Genomic DNA, 16089 nt, shown 5'->3' with positions numbered 1-16089 from the left:
GACGATACGTACCAGCCTGGAGGCTCAAGGTGACGCGCATCAGCAGCTGCGGAGGGCGGTCATGACTTCCGTCCTCGTCTGCGACGACTCCCCGCTTGCCCGAGAGGCGCTCCGTCGCGCGGTTGCCACCGTGCCCGGCGTCGAGCGTGTGACGACGGCTGCCAACGGCGAGGAAGTCCTCCGCCGCTGGGGTGCCGACCGCTCCGACCTGATTCTGATGGATGTACGGATGCCGGGGCTGGGCGGTGTGGAGACGGTGCGCCGACTGCTCTCGGCCGATCCGGGCGCCCGCATCATCATGCTGACGGTCGCCGAGGACCTGGACGGGGTGGCCCTCGCGGTCGCCGCCGGCGCCCGGGGCTATCTGCACAAGGACGCCTCGCGCGCCGAACTGCGGGCCACGGTCACCCAGGCCCTGGCCGACCCGACCTGGCGACTGGCCCCGCGCCGGCTCCGCTCGGCCGAGATGGGCGCCGCGCCCACGCTCACCGCGCGCGAGATCCAGGTGCTGGAGGGCATGAGCCACGGCCGGTCCAACGCGGAGATCGGGCGCGAGCTCTTCCTCTCCGAGGACACGGTCAAGACGCACGCCCGCCGGCTGTTCAAGAAGCTGGGCGCCTCGGACCGGGCGCACGCCGTGGCGCTCGGGTTCCGCTGGGGCCTGGTCCGCTGACCGCGAGACCGCAGGCCGGACGCTGAGAGCGGTCCCGTCCGCCACCGGCGGGCGGGGCGGCACGCCGAGCGCCCGGGCTGTGTGTCCGCCGGTGTGTCCGCCTGTACGCCCGGCCGCCTTCGGCCGTCCGCGGCCGCCCCGGCCGTCCCTGCGCGTGCCCGTCGAGAGCTCGTCGAGAGCTCGTCGAGTGCTGGTCCGTTCCCGTCCCGCCGTACCCGGTGCGCACCCGGGGATGGGCGGGGCACAATCGGGGGACGTGTCGCTTCGCGCGCGATGCCGCATGCTTGAGGTGTGGCGCATTTTCTGGGATGGGGCCTCGGGGAGTATTCGGTCGAGCGGGAGGGGAGGGCGCAGTGACGAGCTCAGGCGCACCCGCTCATAACGCTTCGACGCACAACACGGGCCGTGGTGCCGCGAATGCTCCGGCGCCAAGGCACCATGGATTGATGCGCGACGACGAGGCCCCGGGGTCACCCACGGCCACAGGCTCCACCGGCGCCGCCAAAGGCGGCAGCGCCGGGGCCGTCAGCGCGCTCGTACGCCGAGCGGTCGAGGGTGACGAGCAGGCGACGCACGATCTGCTCGCCTTCGTGCACCCGCTGGCGATCCGCTACTGCAGAACCCGGCTCTCGCGGCTCCCGGGTGACGCCCGCCACTTCGTGGAGGACCTCGCGCAGGAGGTCTGCGTCGCCGTCCTGATGGCGCTGCCGCGGTACCGGGACACCGGCCGGCCCTTCGAGGCCTTCGTCTTCGCCATCGCCGCGCACAAGGTCGCCGACCTGCAGCGGGCCGCCATGCGGCACCCGGGCAGCACGGCCGTGCCCTCCGACGAGATGCCGGAGCGGCCCGACGACTCGCTGGGTCCGGAGGAGCGGGCGCTGCTGAGCAGCGACGCCGCCTGGGCCAAGAAGCTGCTGGCCAACCTTCCGGAGAACCAGCGCGAGCTCCTCGTACTGCGGGTGGCGGTCGGCCTGACGGCCGAGGAGACCGGGCAGATGCTCGGGATGTCCCCCGGTGCGGTGCGGGTGGCCCAGCACCGTGCCCTCAGTCGGCTGCGCGCGCTCGCGGAGCAGTAGTCGGGGCGCGGGCCGGATCCCTGCGTCCTCGTAGGAACAGACGAAAATGCTGCTTGACCTTGGTCGTGGAATGAGACGCGTCGGGATCCCGTTAGCATGGACATCCGCGCTGAGCAAGACCATTTGGGAAGGTGTCATGACCGCCGACGGAGTGCCCGACAAATTCGCCACGCTCGGACTGACCTACGACGACGTGCTGCTGCTGCCGGGCGCGTCGGACATGTCGCCTGATGCCATCGACACCTCTTCCCTGATCTCGCGCAACGTCCGCGTGAACGTGCCGCTGCTGTCCGCCGCCATGGACAAGGTCACCGAGGCCCGCATGGCCATCGCGATGGCCCGCCAGGGCGGCGTCGGCGTTCTGCACCGCAACCTGTCGATCGCCGACCAGGCCAACCAGGTCGACCTGGTCAAGCGCTCCGAGTCCGGCATGGTCACCGACCCGATCACGGTGCACCCCGACGCGACGCTGCGCGAGGCCGACGAGCTGTGCGCGAAGTTCCGCATCTCCGGCGTGCCGGTGACCGACCCGGCGGGCAAGCTGCTCGGCATCGTCACCAACCGCGACATGGCCTTCGAGTCGGACCGCAGCCGCCAGGTGCGCGAGGTCATGACCCCGATGCCGCTGGTCACGGGCAAGGTCGGCATCTCCGGCGTGGACGCCATGGAGCTGCTGCGCCGCCACAAGATCGAGAAGCTTCCGCTGGTCGACGAGGCGGGCATCCTCAAGGGCCTCATCACGGTCAAGGACTTCGTCAAGGCCGAGAAGTACCCGAACGCCGCCAAGGACAAGGGCGGCCGCCTCCTGGTCGGCGCCGCGGTCGGCGTCGCCGGCGACGCGTACGACCGCGCCCAGGCGCTGATCGAGGCGGGCGCCGACTTCATCGTCGTCGACACCGCCCACGGCCACTCCCGGCTCGTCGGCGACATGGTCGCCAAGATCAAGTCGAACTCCTCCGTCGACGTCATCGGCGGCAACATCGCCACCCGTGACGGCGCCCAGGCACTGATCGACGCCGGCTGCGACGGCATCAAGGTCGGCGTCGGCCCCGGCTCCATCTGCACCACCCGCGTCGTCGCCGGCATCGGCGTTCCGCAGGTCACCGCCATCTACGAGGCCTCGCTCGCCGCGAAGGCGGCCGGCGTCCCGGTCATCGGCGACGGCGGCCTGCAGTACTCCGGCGACATCGCCAAGGCGCTCGTCGCCGGCGCAGACACGGTGATGCTCGGCTCGCTGCTCGCGGGCTGCGAGGAGTCCCCGGGCGAGCTGCTCTTCATCAACGGCAAGCAGTTCAAGTCGTACCGCGGCATGGGCTCGCTCGGCGCGATGCAGACCCGCGGCGACCAGCGCTCCTTCTCCAAGGACCGCTACTTCCAGGAGGGCGTGGGCGGCGACGACAAGCTCATCCCCGAGGGCATCGAGGGCCAGGTCCCGTACCGCGGCCCGCTCTCCGCGGTCGTGCACCAGCTCGTCGGCGGCCTGCGCCAGTCGATGTTCTACGTCGGCGGCCGTACGGTGCCGGAGCTCCAGGACCGCGGCCGCTTCGTCCGCATCACGTCGGCGGGCCTCAAGGAGAGCCACCCGCACGACATCCAGATGACGGTCGAGGCGCCGAACTACAGCCGCAAGGGCTGAACCGACAGCGCATGAAGGGGGCGGGTCCGGCCGGACCCGCCCCCTTCGCCGTGCGTCCGTACAGCGGTCACCGGAACGCGGGGCGCCGGGGTTCGGGGATACTGGACGGGCAGACCCAGAGGAAAGGCCACCACACGTGACTGAGATCGAGATCGGGCGCGGCAAGCGCGGCCGCAGGGCGTACGCGTTCGACGACATCGCCATCGTCCCGAGCCGGCGTACGCGGGACCCGAAGGAGGTCTCGATCGCCTGGCAGATCGACGCCTACCGCTTCGAGCTCCCGTTCCTCGCCGCCCCCATGGACTCGGTCGTCTCCCCGCAGACCGCCATCCGCATCGGCGAGCTCGGCGGCCTCGGCGTGCTGAACCTCGAAGGCCTGTGGACCCGGTACGAGGACCCGCAGCCGCTGCTCGACGAGATCACGGAACTCGACGAGGACGCCGCCACCCGCCGTCTCCAGGAGATCTACTCCGCCCCGATCCAGGCGGACCTGATCCGGCAGCGCATCAAGGAGGTCCGCGACTCCGGTGTCGTCACCGCCGCCGCGCTCTCCCCGCAGCGCACCGCCGAGTTCTCCAAGGCCGTCGTGGACGCGGGCGTGGACATCTTCGTGATCCGCGGCACCACCGTGTCGGCGGAGCACGTCTCGGGCGCCGCCGAACCGCTGAACCTGAAGCAGTTCATCTACGAGCTCGACGTCCCGGTCATCGTCGGCGGCTGCGCCACGTACACCGCGGCCCTGCACCTGATGCGCACCGGCGCCGCGGGTGTCCTGGTCGGCTTCGGCGGCGGCGCCGCGCACACCACGCGCAACGTGCTCGGCATCCAGGTGCCGATGGCCACCGCCGTCGCGGACGTGGCCGCGGCCCGCCGCGACTACATGGACGAGTCCGGCGGCCGCTACGTGCACGTCATCGCCGACGGCGGCGTGGGCTGGTCCGGAGACCTCCCCAAGGCCATCGCCTGCGGCGCCGACGCCGTGATGATGGGCTCCCCGCTGGCCCGTGCCACCGACGCGCCCGGCAAGGGCCACCACTGGGGCATGGAGGCCGTCCACGAGGACGTCCCGCGCGGCAAGAAGGTCGACCTGGGTACGGTCGGCACCACCGAGGAGATCCTCACCGGCCCGTCGCACACCCCGGACGGCTCCATGAACCTCTTCGGCGCCCTGCGCCGCTCGATGGCCACCACCGGCTACAGCGAGCTCAAGGAGTTCCAGCGCGTGGAGGTCACGGTCGCGGACTCCCAGCACCGCCGCTGACCGTAGTCGGCGCGTACGCACGAAGGGCCGGCTCCCCGGATCGGGAGCCGGCCCTTCGGCGTTCGGCGGTTCAGCTCCGGCCCTGCCCTCCATGCGGCGGCGCATGAGCAGGTCCCACGGGATCAGGAACGCCGCCGAGATGATCAGGCACGCGAACAGGAAGCGCGCACCCTCCTGCGGAATACCGTCGTCCCCGGCGGCCGGGTCGCGCGCCGGCGACGCCGGGGCGGGCGGGCGGGCGGTCCTGCGCCGCCCGTCAGGCGCAGCCTCAGTCGCTGGCCTTCTTCGCGGCGCCGAACGCCACGAAGCCGCCGATGGCGAGGAAGACGTAGTCCATCGCGTCCGTGGCCTCCTGCCAGATGTCGTGCAGGCCGCCGAAGCCCGCCTTGTCGAGGACCTCGCCGAGGCCGACGTGGCCGTAGTCGGCCAGGGCCAGCGCGATGGCGAAGACCTGGCCGAGGTAGACGGCGCCGAGGGAGAGGACCGCGCCGACCACGGGGAGCACCGGGTTCTTGCCGCCGAGCTTTCCGGCGACGAAGCCGATCAGCAGGCCGACGCCGACCGCCGCGTAGCCGACCTGGCGGTCGATCGCGTTCATGATCCCGCCGTACACGCCGGCCGCGACCAGGGCGGCGACCACGGCCGCGGCGATGCCCAGGCCGATGTTGCCGGTGCGGGCGGGCTCGGCGGGGTACGGGACGGCGGCGGCCGGGATCGCGGAGCCGGCGGCGGCGTCGGACTCGGGTGCGGGCGGCTGGATGTGCTGGCTCATGGTGGAAATCCCCCCCAGGGATTCGGGCATACGGGTTTCCGCGGAGGTCGGCCGAGGACGTATGGATGAGATAAGTCGCCGCAGGCTAGCAGGCGGCTCCGACATCCGCTGACGCGTTTTCCGGGCCCGGTCCGGGCCCGGTCCGGCACGATCCGGCCCGGTCAGAGCCGGTGCGCCGCCCCCGCCGGGCTGGCCCCGCGGGTGTCCAGCAGCAACTGCGCCTTCACCGCGAGGCCTTGGAGGTCGTACGTGCGGTGGTGCTGGAGCAGGATCGTCAGATCGGCGTTCGCGGCGGCCTCGTACAACGATTCGGCACGGGGGACGGGCCGGTCCCTGACGCGCCATCCGGCGACGTACGGATCGTGGTAGCTGACCAGCGCCCCGAGGTCGAGCAGCCGGCTGGCGATCTCGCGGGCCGGTGAGCCCTCCTGGTCGCCGAGGTCGGGCTTGTACGTGACGCCGAGCAGCAGGACGCGCGCCCCGCGGGCCGATTTCCCGTGCTCGTTCAGCAGGGTGGCGGAGCGTTGGATGACGTACTGAGGCATCCGGCCGTTGATCTCCTGTGCCAGGCCGACCATGCGGAGGGGGTGGCCCGGGGTGCGCGTGGTGTGGGGGAGGTAGTTGGGGTCGAGGGGGACGCTGCGGCCGCCGACCCCCGGGCCGGGCCGGAAGGCCTGGAACCCGTACGGCTTGGTCTCGGCGCAGCGGATGACGTCCCAGAGGTCGACGCCGAGGTCGTGGCAGAGCACCGCCATCTCGTTCATGAGGGCGATGTTGACGTGCCGGTAGTTGGTCTCCAGGAGCTGTACGGTCTCGGCCTCGCGCAGGCCGCGCGCCCGGACGACCTTCTCGGTGAGGCGGGCGTAGAAGGCGTGCGCGGACTCGGTGCAGGCGGGGGTGAGGCCGCCGATCACCTTGGGCGTGTTGGCGATGCCGTGCGTCCGGTTGCCGGGGTCGAGGCGGCTGGGGGAGTACGCGAGGTGGAAGTCCCGGCCGGCGCGCAGTCCGGAGCCCTCCTCCAGGATGGGGCGCAAGTAGTCCTCGGTGACACCCGGGTGGGCGGCGGATTCGAGGATGACGGTGGTGTGCGGGCGCAGCCGGGCGGCGAGCGTGCGGCCCGCCTCGCCGACGGCGGAGAGGTCGAGGGCGCGGTCGGCGCCGAGTTGGGTGGGGGCGCAGATGACGGCGGTGCGGACCCGGCCGAGTTCGGCGGGGTTGGTGGTGATCCGGAAGCCGGCGGCCGACATGCGGCGGATCTCGGCGGCGGTGAGGGTGGAGTCCGTGGCGGTGGAGGTGACCGCGGGCGTGGCCGTGGCCGGGTCCGCGGCCATTGCCGCCGTCGGACCGCTGTCGTAGCCGACCGTCTCGATTCCGGCGGCGACGGCCGCCTGCGCCAGCGGGAGGCCGAGGTGGCCGAGTCCGATGACGGCGAGATCTGCGGGCATGGGGTGCCGTCCCTTCCCTGGCATGCATGAGGGGGCTGGGTGCGCAAGCCCTGTGGACCGTGCAGGTGGAGTGTGGAGCTGGCGCGATGTCAGACTAGGCGTATATATGACCGATGTGTCGTATTACGGGGTGATGGTCGCCGTTGTGTTGTCCACAGGCGGTGGCTGATGTCGGTACGGCGGGTCAGAATCGTGAGGGGGGATGTGAGCGGGGTCACCCGCACCGAGCGGGAGCGACCGCACCGACGGGAGGCAGCAGTGAGGACAGCGACACTGGGGCCGGTCCAGCGCGAAGAGGCGCTCGCCCGGATGGCCGAGCGGGAACTGGACGTGCTGGTGGTGGGCGCGGGCGTGGTCGGCGCGGGCACCGCGCTCGACGCCGCGACCAGAGGCCTCTCGACGGGGCTGGTGGAGGCCAGGGACTGGGCGTCCGGCACCTCCAGCCGGTCGAGCAAGCTGATCCACGGCGGCCTGCGGTATCTGGAGATGCTCGACTTCGCCCTCGTCCGGGAGGCCCTGAAGGAGCGCGGCCTGCTGCTGGAGCGGCTCGCTCCGCACCTGGTGAAGCCCGTGCCGTTCCTGTACCCGCTCCAGCACAAGGTCTGGGAGCGGTTCTACGCCGGATCGGGCGTCGCGCTGTACGACGCGATGTCGGTGTCCAGCGGGCACGGGCGGGGGCTGCCGGTGCACCGGCACCTGTCGCGCAAGCGCGCGCTGCGGGTGGCCCCGGCGCTGCGCAAGGACGCACTGGTGGGCGCCCTGCAGTACTACGACGCCCAGATGGACGATGCGCGGTACGTGGCCACTCTGGTGCGGACGGCGTCGGCGTACGGGGCGCAGTGCGCCAACCGGGCGAGGGTGGTCGGCTTCCTGAGGGAGGGCGAGCGGGTCGTCGGGGCGCGTGTGCAGGACGTGGAGGGCGGGGGCGAGTACGAGATCCGCGCGCGGCAGGTCGTGAACGCGACGGGGGTGTGGACGGACGACACGCAGGCGCTGATCGGGGAGCGGGGGCAGTTCCACGTCCGGGCGTCGAAGGGCATCCACCTGGTCGTACCGAAGGACCGGATCCACTCCTCGACCGGGCTGATCCTGCGTACGGAGAAGTCGGTCCTCTTCGTCATCCCGTGGGGCCGGAGCTGGATCGTGGGCACGACGGACACGGACTGGGACCTGGACAAGGCGCATCCGGCGGCGTCCAGCGCGGACATCGACTACCTGCTGGAGCACGTGAACTCGGTGCTGGCCGTGCCGCTGACGCGGGACGACGTCCAGGGGGTGTACGCGGGCCTGCGGCCACTGCTGGCCGGGGAGTCGGACGCGACGAGCAAGCTCTCGCGCGAGCACACGGTGGCGCATCCCGTGCCGGGGCTGGTGGTGGTTGCGGGCGGCAAGTACACGACGTACCGGGTCATGGCGAAGGACGCGGTCGACGAGGCGGTGCACGGGCTGGACCAGCGGGTCGCGGAGTGCGTGACGGAGGACGTGCCGCTGGTGGGGGCGGAGGGGTACCGGGCGCTGTGGAACGGGCGGGCCGGGATCGCGGCCCGGACGGGCCTTCATGTGGTGCGGGTGGAGCACCTGTTGAACCGGTACGGCGCGATGACGGACGAACTGCTGGACCTGATCGCGGCGGACCCGGGGCTGGGGCAGCCGCTGGGCGGGGCGGACGACTACCTGCGGGCGGAGGTGGTCTACGCGGCTTCGCACGAGGGGGCGCGGCATCTGGACGACGTGCTGACGCGGCGGACGCGGATCTCGATCGAGACCTTCGACCGGGGGACGCGGTCGGCGCGGGAGTGTGCGGAGCTGATGGCTCCGGTCCTGGGGTGGGACAAGCAGCAGATCGAGAAGGAAGTGGAACACTACGAGAAGCGGGTGCTGGCGGAACGGGAATCGCAGCGTCAGCCGGACGACCAGACGGCGGATGCCGCGCGGCTGGGGGCGCCCGACATCGTTCCGTTGTAACTCCGGGATGCGGAGGGGGGAACCGCGGACCCGGGGCGCCCGTCCGTTGCGGAGTGAGGAACAATGAGGGTTCTGCCGGGGCGGGTTACCGCACGGGTTTTCCCGGAGCGGCCCACCGGGGATCCCCGGGGCAGCAGGCGGCACGATCGCAGAGGGGACGCATGTCGAAGCCGGAGCACACCGAGTCGCCCGCCGAGTCGCCTGCGGCGAAGCAGGAGGCTGCGCGTGCGGCGAAGCCTGCCGCCTCGGCCGCGGCGGAGCGTGACGCCGGACAGGCGGTGAAGCCGGGGGCTGCGAAGCCTGCCGCCTCGCCCGTGGCCAAACCGGAGGACAACGAGCCCGCCGCCCCGCCCGCGGCCGGGGCCGACCTGAGCAAGTCCGCCGGTGGGTCTGCCGTGTCGGCGGAGCCGAAGGACAAGGAGCCGGCTGCGGCCAAGGCCGACCCGGGCGAGCCTGCCGTGCCCGCCGCCGAGTCGGCGGCAGACGCGGATGCGGACAGAGCCGGTGGCGGTGCGTCGCAGGACGCGAAGTCCGCGGGCTCGGCCGTGGTGGAGCCGGACCCGGGCAAGTCCGCCGGTGCGTCTGCCGGGGCGAACCCCGTGGTCGAGAAGGCCGATGCCGTTGCCGCTGCCGTCAAGGCCGCTGCCGCAAAGGCCGCCGAGGGCGCGGGAGCCGAGGGGCGGCTGCTCGCGCGCCGCTACCGGCTGCGCGAAGTGCTCGGCAAGGGCGGCATGGGCACCGTCTGGCGCGCCGAGGACGAGACCCTCGGCCGGACGGTCGCGGTCAAGGAACTCCGCTTCAGCACCGGCGTCGACGAGGACGAGAAGCGCCGCCTCATCACCCGTACGCTGCGCGAAGCCAAGGCCATTGCCCGGATCCGCAGCGGCGGCGCCGTCACCGTCTTCGACGTCGTGGACGAGGACGAGCGCCCGTGGATCGTCATGGAGCTCATCGAGGGCCCCTCGCTGGCCGAGTTCATCCGTGAACAGGGCCCGCTGACTCCCCACCGCGCCGCCGAGGTCGGCCTCGCCGTCCTCGACGTACTGCGCGCCGCGCACGGCCAGGGCATCCTGCACCGCGACGTGAAGCCGTCCAACGTGCTCATCGCCCGCACCGGCCGCGTCGTCCTCACCGACTTCGGCATCGCACAGGTCGAGGGCGACCCCTCCGTCACCTCCACCGGCATGCTCGTCGGCGCCCCCTCGTACATCTCCCCCGAGCGCGCCCGCGGCCAGAAGCCCGGCCCGCCCGCCGACATGTGGTCCCTCGGCGGACTGCTGTACGCCGCCGTCGAGGGCGTGCCCCCGTACGACAAGGGCTCCGCACTCGCCACCCTCACGGCCGTGATGACCGAGCCGGTGGAGCCGCCCAAGAACGCGGGTCCGCTGACCGAGGTCATCTACGGACTGCTGGCCAAGGACCCGGCCCGCCGCCTCGACGACGAGCGCGCGCGGGCGATGCTCACCGCCGTCGTCAACGCGCCGGAGCCGGTGCCGGCTCCCGTCCTCGCCCCGGCCGTCGAGGAGACCCGGCAGATCTCGCTGGCCGACGCCCAGGAGGCCGCGGCCAAGGCCACAGCCGAAAAGGCGGCCGAAAGGGCGGCCGAGAAGGCGGAGAAGAAGGAGCGCGATCGGCTTGAGCGCGAGCAGCGCGATCGGGCCCGCGCGGCGCTGAAGGCGACCCGCAAGGCCGCGGCCGCCGCGGCGGCGACCACGGCGGCCTCGGCCGCCTCGGCGGCCGAATCCCCGGCCTCCGCACCGGCGTCGGGCAGGCCCTCACCGGTCGCGGCTCCGCTCACCGACGTCATGTCCCGCCGTACCATCGCCCTCGCGATAGCGGGTGTGGTCGTCGTGCTCGCCGCGATCGGTTCGCTCATCGCGTACGCGGTCAGCGGTGACGACGCGGCCGACAAGAAGAAGGAAGAGGGCAAGGGCGGCCCGGGTACGACGGTCTCCGGCAGCCCGAATCCCAGCTCGTCCGCGAAGACCGGCGAGGCCGGCGCCACCTCGGGCAAGGGCGGCACGGCCAACGGCGGTGCCGGCAGCCAGCCGAGCCAGGGGCAGTCCCCGGGCGGGCAGCAGAGCCAGGGCACCAGCCAGGGGCAGAGCCAGGGCCAAGGGCAGAGCCAGGGGCAGGGTTCGACCTCGGGCGGTCCCGGAGCCGGGCTCCCCGAGGGCTACGCGAAGGTGACGGACCCGGGGTTCCACTTCTCGATGGCGATGCCGTCGGGCTTCAAGGTGATGGGCATAGCCGGCGAGAACTCCGGCGCGATATACAACCGTGACGGCGGCTTCCCGCGCATTCAGGTCGACTACACCGCCAGCCCCGGCAACGACGCCCGCGCCGCATGGGCCGAGGCGGTCGCCGGAACGGCGAGCAGCAGCACGAACTACCGCACGATCCGGATCGACCCGACGGAGTACAACGGCTACCCGACCGTCGCGGACTGGGAGTTCGAGCGGGAGCAGAAGGGCATCAAGGTCCGCGTGCTCAACCGCGGCTTCAAGGTGGACGCGAAGCACGGCTACGCCATCATGATCAGCTGCCCGGCGGACCAGTGGGACGCCCCGGAATGCACGACGATGCGCAACACGGCGTTCCAGACGTTCCAGCCCCTGGGCTGAATTGCTCCGCCGGGGCCGCCGAGCCGGGCGTTGACGAGTGACGGGTCACCGGTGACGAGCCTTTGCAGGCTCGGGACGCGGGCGGCCTGCGCGACGTATCGTGGCAGCGGGGCCATGGGGGACGTGCGCCCCGGCACTCGGGGGAGGCGAAGTGGAGGACTACGCGGGCCGGATCCTGGCCGACCGCTACCGTCTGCCGCTGCCGCCGTCGGACGAGTACGAACTGGTCGAGACCCGCGCCTTCGACACGCGCAGCGGGCAGGAAGTCCTGGTACGGCAGGTGCCGTTGCCGGAGATCGTGGATGCCGAGCTGCTCGACGGGGAGACGCCGAGGCCTCCGGCGGCGGCCGGGGGAGAGCTCCCGGCCGTGCGCCGGGCGATCGCCGCGGCGCAGGCGGCCGCGTCCGTGCCGGACCATCCGCGGCTGGACCAGGTCTTCGACGTGTTCGCCGAGGGCGGGTCGCTGTGGATAGTGAGCGAGTTGGTGCCGGCGCGCCCGCTGGCCGCGCTGATCGCCGATGAACCGCTGAGCCCGTACCGGGCGGCCGAGGTCGCGGCGGACGTGCTGACGGCGCTGCGGGTGCTGCACGCGCACGGCTGGACGCACCGGAACATCACGGTCCGGACCGTGTTGATATGCGATGACGGCCGGGTCGTCCTGACGGGCCTGGCGGTGGGCGCCGCGGAGGACGCCCTGTGCGGCTACGACCCGGTCCCCCGGGAGTCCGCGCCCGCGCCCCGTACCGAGTCCGAGTTCTGGGACGACCGGCCGCCTCCTCCGTCTCCTCCTCCTGTCGGGACTGCGGATTGGGGCACGGGGCCGAACGGCATGGCCGCCTTAGGCCGGGACCCGGGCAGGGGTGTGCCGCCCGGTGCGGGGTTGGACGTACGGGGTGCTCAGGGTGATTCGGCGGGCGACGGGCCGGACGGTGGTCCGGGCGCGGCCGGTTATGCGCCGCTCGTGGCGCCCGGCTACGACACCGGCCCGCGGTACTCCGACCACATCACCCCCGGGGCGACGGGGGAGCGGTCCGACCTCAAGGCCGCCGCCCGGGCCGGGGCCATCGCCGCGTACCGGGCGGGGGCGCAGGCCGCCGCCGCGCGGGTCACCGAGCAGCGCAAGGGCGGGTCCGAGTCCGCGCCGGAGCCGAGGCCGCAGGGGTCGACCCTCCCGCAGGGGTACTCGTACCCGTACGGGGGGCCGGAGACCGGTACGAGTGCGCCGTGGCACGGGGCCACGCCGCGCCGGCAGGCCGCACTTCTGCCCGCCGAGCCGTCGCAGCCGGAGCCGTCGGAGCCGGAGCTGTCGCAGCCGGGGCCGGAGCTGTCGGGGCCGGAGCCGTCGGAGCCGGGGCCGGAGCAGGAGCCCGACTCGCGGCCCGACCCGGCGCCGGTCCGTCCCGCGCTGCCCGCGCAACTGGCCCTGCCCGAGGGCTATCGCCAGGCCGAAGCCCCGGACCCGACCGCCTACCTCCGCCCGGGCCAGCCCGGCCAGCCCCGCCCGCCGCACGGCACCGAGGGCCCGAGCATGGCCTCGTACCTGCCGTCCGGCGAGCCCGGCCGGCTTCGGCCGAACGGGTCCGACGCCTCGGACGCGGCCGCGTCCCCCCGCCCCGGCCAGGCCGCCGGACCGCAGGGCGCCGAGCGCCGGGAAGCCGGGGGCTGGGGCGAGGGCGGGCTCCGGGGGCTGGGGGCCGAGCGGGCTCGGCTGACCCGGATGGCCGTGGTCGGGGCCGTCACCGAGCGGTGGGCTCCCGAGCAGGCCGGGTCCGTCACCGGGCCCTGGCAGCTGGCCGCGCCCGTCGGGCCCGCCACCGACCTCTGGGGGCTCGGCGCGCTGCTGTACCGCGCGGTCCAGGGGCACGCCCCGTACCCCGAGGACAGCGTCACCGAGCTCGTCGACATGGTCTGCGCCGAGTCCCCGGCCTTCGCCGAGGAGTGCGGCCCGCTGCGCCCCATCGTGGAGTCGCTGTTGCGCCAGGACCCCACCGAGCGCCCCGACTTCGAGGAGCTCCGCGGCTGGCTGCGCTCGCTCGTACGGTCCGCCCCCGAGCCGGACGGCGCCCTCGCCGCGCTCCCGATGCCGGAGCCGGATCCCGCGCGGCTGCCCGTCGTACGCCGGCGGGGCGAGCTGCACGGCCGCCACCGCAATCCCGCCGCCTCCCGCAAGCCCCGCTCCCTCGGGCGGACCCTCCTCCTCGGCGTCCTGGTCCTGCTCGCCGGGGCCGTGGCCTACGCCATCCTCTTCCTGCCGAGAAACGAGCAGCAGCAGCCCGCCGCCGTCGCCAAGCCCCCCGCGCAGTCCCAGTCCCGGTCCCGGTCCCCGTCCGCCCCGGCTTCGGCTTCGGCGTCGCCGAAGTCGACGCTCAGCCAGCCCGCCTCCGCCCCCGCTCCTCCCGGCTACACCACCCAACAGGACCCCGAGCACTTCGAGATCGCCGTCCCCAGCGGCTGGGAGCGGCGCGGGATGAACGAGGCCGGGCAGGTCCGGTACACCGACGGGGAGTACGTCCTGACCGTCGTCCCCGGCCGGGACAAGGTCGACGGCAATCCCGACCCGGCGACGTACCAGAAGGACAAGGAGCCGGAGCTGGCCCCGTACCGGTCCTCGACCTGGGCCAGCGGCGGCGACGTGAAGACCACCAAGGTCGGCAGCCAGCTCCGCGTCACCGGCCGGTACACGTGGATCGACGGCAACGGCCGCAGCGTCGTTGCCCGGAATTTCGTCGTGGCGCTCGGCGGCAGCTACCACGTCGTCATGGTGACCGGTCCGCAGGACGGCGAAGGCAAGGTCACCGAGGTCTTCGAAAAGGCCACGGGGAGTTACAAATCAGGCGGCTGAGGCCGACTGACGGTGACTCAGTACGGCGATTGCGTCACAGTGCTGCCGGAACCGCGCCTTCACGGTTCCGGGAGCCCCGGGCGCTCCGTAATCTGGCCCGAAGTGCACAGAGTGGCGGGGTTTCGTGGAACAGCAGACAGGTGCGGGCGCGGTGCTCGCTGGCCGGTACCGGCTCGTGGAGCCCATCGGCAGCGGCGGCATGGGCAAGGTGTGGCGCGCGCATGACGAGCTGCTGCACAGGACCGTCGCCGTCAAGGAACTGACGGCGGGTCTGTACGTGGCCCAGGCCGACCGGGAGGTGCTGCACGCCCGGACCCAGAAGGAGGCCCGGGCCGCGGCCCGGATCCAGCACCCGGCGGTCGTGGTCGTCCACGACGTACTGGAGCACGACGACCGGCCGTGGATCGTCATGGAGTACATCGACGGCCCCTCCCTCGCGGACGCGGCCAAGGCGGCCGGCCGGATCGAGCCCGCCGAGGCGGCCCGGATCGGCCTGCACGTACTGGGCGCGCTGCGCGCCGCGCACGCGGTCGGCGTCCTGCACCGGGACGTCAAGCCCGGCAACGTGCTGCTCGCCAAGGACGGCCGGGTCCTGCTCACGGACTTCGGCATCGCCGCGATCGAGGGCGACTCCTCCATCACGCGGACCGGCGAGATCGTCGGCTCCATCGACTACCTGGCTCCGGAGCGGGTCACCGGCGGCACCCCCGGCACCGCCTCCGACCTGTGGTCGCTGGGCGCGACCCTCTACACGGCGGTCGAGGCGCGCTCGCCGTTCCGCCGCACCTCGCCCATCTCCAGCCTCCAGGCCGTGGTCAACGACGAGCCGCCGGCGCTGCGGCAGTCGGGGGCGCTGGGCCCGGTCATCACGGCCCTGCTGCGCAAGGACCCCGACGAGCGGCCCTCGGCGCAGGAGACCGAGCGGATGCTGATCGAGGCGATGGAGGGCCGGCCGCCGAAGGCGGCGCAGGCGTACGTACCCACGCGCGCGGTGACTCCGGAGGAACTCGCCGACGCCGCCGAGGAACCGCAGCCGGAAGCGGAGCCCGCTCCCGCCCCGGCCCCCGACCCGGCGCGCACCGCGGCCCTGCCCGAACAGCCCGGCCCCGCGCCCGCACCGGCGGCCACAGGCGGCGGGCGGATCAAGCGGGCCGCCGCCGTCGCCCTCGTGGCGGCGCTGGTCGGCGGCGGCGCCGTCTTCGGCGTCCTGAAGTTCACCGGGGACGCGGAGGCGGGGAAGGACGGCGGCTCCGACAAGAACGCGAGCGCCCCCGACCAGCAGGACAGCGCCGAAGAGGACGCCCCGCCCGCGGGCTACACCCAGGTCACCGACCCCACCGGCTTCACCCTCTTCGTCCCGGCGGGCTGGAAGCGCCAGATGGACGGCGACCAGATCGACTACACCCCGGACAACGGGAAGCACTTCATCCGGATCGCCGCCGACCCGACCCCGGACTACGAGAACCCGTACGAGCACCTGACCGACCTGGAGAAGCAGGTCGCGAAGCGGACGGACTACAAGAAGCAGCGGCTGAACCAGAACACCTTCCGGGACAGCACCCGGGCCGCGCTCTGGGACTTCAGCTGGACCGAGAAGGGCACGCACGCAGGACCGCGCCGGGCCATCGAGCAGATGTACGTCGCCCCGGACGGCACCGAGTACGCGATCTACATGTCGAGCCCCGTCGCCGACTGGAGCACGACCCGTCAGCAGTTCGACGTCGTGCTCAGCGGCTGGGAACCGCCAGCCGGGAAGCCCTGAGCTTTTCCGGGCCTATTCCGTCATCCTGCCAGC

The 16089-nt window shown here is 73.0% G+C and carries 10 protein-coding genes; 8 read left to right on the top strand and 2 right to left on the bottom strand.

The genetic code is table 11. The annotated features are described in order from the left end of the window. Positions 1-61 precede the first annotated feature (61 nt). The 4 genes from ACIQU4_RS04580 to ACIQU4_RS04565 all read left to right on the top strand — a co-directional run bounded on the left by ACIQU4_RS04580 (position 62) and on the right by ACIQU4_RS04565 (position 4646). Entirely contained in the window at positions 62-673 is a 612-nt protein-coding gene (locus tag ACIQU4_RS04580; RefSeq protein WP_003948568.1) for a response regulator transcription factor, read from the top strand. A 446-nt stretch (positions 674-1119) separates the two neighbouring features. Next, positions 1120-1749: a sigma-70 family RNA polymerase sigma factor gene (locus ACIQU4_RS04575; protein WP_030154772.1), complete on the top strand. Its 630-nt coding sequence runs from the start codon at positions 1120-1122 to the stop codon at positions 1747-1749. A 136-nt stretch (positions 1750-1885) separates the two neighbouring features. Beyond that, positions 1886-3385 carry an IMP dehydrogenase gene (gene guaB / locus ACIQU4_RS04570; protein ID WP_403725652.1) on the top strand — a complete coding sequence of 500 codons (1500 nt, stop codon included), beginning with the start codon at positions 1886-1888 and terminating at the stop codon, positions 3383-3385. Positions 3386-3521: 136 nt separating this feature from the next. Further along, positions 3522-4646, top strand: coding sequence for a GuaB3 family IMP dehydrogenase-related protein (locus tag ACIQU4_RS04565; protein ID WP_403725650.1), 1125 nt, complete (start codon positions 3522-3524; stop codon positions 4644-4646). A 268-nt stretch (positions 4647-4914) separates the two neighbouring features. On the opposite strand, the gene ACIQU4_RS04560 is transcribed toward ACIQU4_RS04565, so the two are convergent. Together ACIQU4_RS04560 and ACIQU4_RS04555 are read right to left on the bottom strand one after the other, a co-directional pair. Then, positions 4915-5418, bottom strand: a complete 504-nt coding sequence (locus tag ACIQU4_RS04560; RefSeq protein ID WP_403725648.1) for a hypothetical protein — start codon at positions 5416-5418, stop codon at positions 4915-4917. A 161-nt stretch (positions 5419-5579) separates the two neighbouring features. Next, positions 5580-6863 (bottom strand): nucleotide sugar dehydrogenase, encoded by a 1284-nt coding sequence (locus ACIQU4_RS04555; RefSeq protein ID WP_403725646.1) that lies wholly within the window; start codon positions 6861-6863, stop codon positions 5580-5582. Positions 6864-7121: 258 nt separating this feature from the next. On the opposite strand from ACIQU4_RS04555, the gene ACIQU4_RS04550 reads away from it, so the two are divergent. The 4 genes from ACIQU4_RS04550 (at position 7122) to ACIQU4_RS04535 (ending at position 16056) form a co-directional block, all read left to right on the top strand. Beyond that, positions 7122-8828, top strand: coding sequence for a glycerol-3-phosphate dehydrogenase/oxidase (locus tag ACIQU4_RS04550; protein WP_403725644.1), 1707 nt, complete (start codon positions 7122-7124; stop codon positions 8826-8828). Positions 8829-8989: 161 nt separating this feature from the next. Next, the gene (locus ACIQU4_RS04545; RefSeq protein ID WP_403725643.1) at positions 8990-11452 is read left to right on the top strand and encodes a serine/threonine-protein kinase; all 2463 of its coding nucleotides are present in this window, start codon (positions 8990-8992) and stop codon (positions 11450-11452) included. Between the two features lie 151 nt (positions 11453-11603). After that, positions 11604-14294: a serine/threonine protein kinase gene (locus ACIQU4_RS04540; RefSeq protein WP_403725641.1), complete on the top strand. Its 2691-nt coding sequence runs from the start codon at positions 11604-11606 to the stop codon at positions 14292-14294. A 124-nt stretch (positions 14295-14418) separates the two neighbouring features. Then, complete coding sequence (locus tag ACIQU4_RS04535; RefSeq protein WP_403725639.1) at positions 14419-16056, top strand: serine/threonine-protein kinase; 1638 nt, start codon at positions 14419-14421, stop codon at positions 16054-16056. Positions 16057-16089 lie beyond the last annotated feature (33 nt).

The organism is Streptomyces sp. NPDC090741 (assembly GCF_044769045.1).
GTDB lineage: Bacteria > Actinomycetota > Actinomycetes > Streptomycetales > Streptomycetaceae > Streptomyces.
Note: the sequence above shows the minus strand (reverse complement) of the source record. Positions and strands in the feature narration are given on the sequence as shown.

What these genes read in the sequence shown, in the direction of transcription:
- ACIQU4_RS04575 (WP_030154772.1), top strand. Translation starts at nt 1,120, where the DNA reads ATGCGCGACGACGAGGCCCCGGGGTCACCCACGGCCACAGGCTCCACC.
- guaB (WP_403725652.1), top strand. Translation starts at nt 1,886, where the DNA reads ATGACCGCCGACGGAGTGCCCGACAAATTCGCCACGCTCGGACTGACC.
- ACIQU4_RS04580 (WP_003948568.1), top strand. Translation starts at nt 62, where the DNA reads ATGACTTCCGTCCTCGTCTGCGACGACTCCCCGCTTGCCCGAGAGGCG.
- ACIQU4_RS04555 (WP_403725646.1), bottom strand. Translation starts at nt 6,863, where the DNA reads ATGCCCGCAGATCTCGCCGTCATCGGACTCGGCCACCTCGGCCTCCCG.
- ACIQU4_RS04545 (WP_403725643.1), top strand. Translation starts at nt 8,990, where the DNA reads ATGTCGAAGCCGGAGCACACCGAGTCGCCCGCCGAGTCGCCTGCGGCG.
- ACIQU4_RS04560 (WP_403725648.1), bottom strand. Translation starts at nt 5,418, where the DNA reads ATGAGCCAGCACATCCAGCCGCCCGCACCCGAGTCCGACGCCGCCGCC.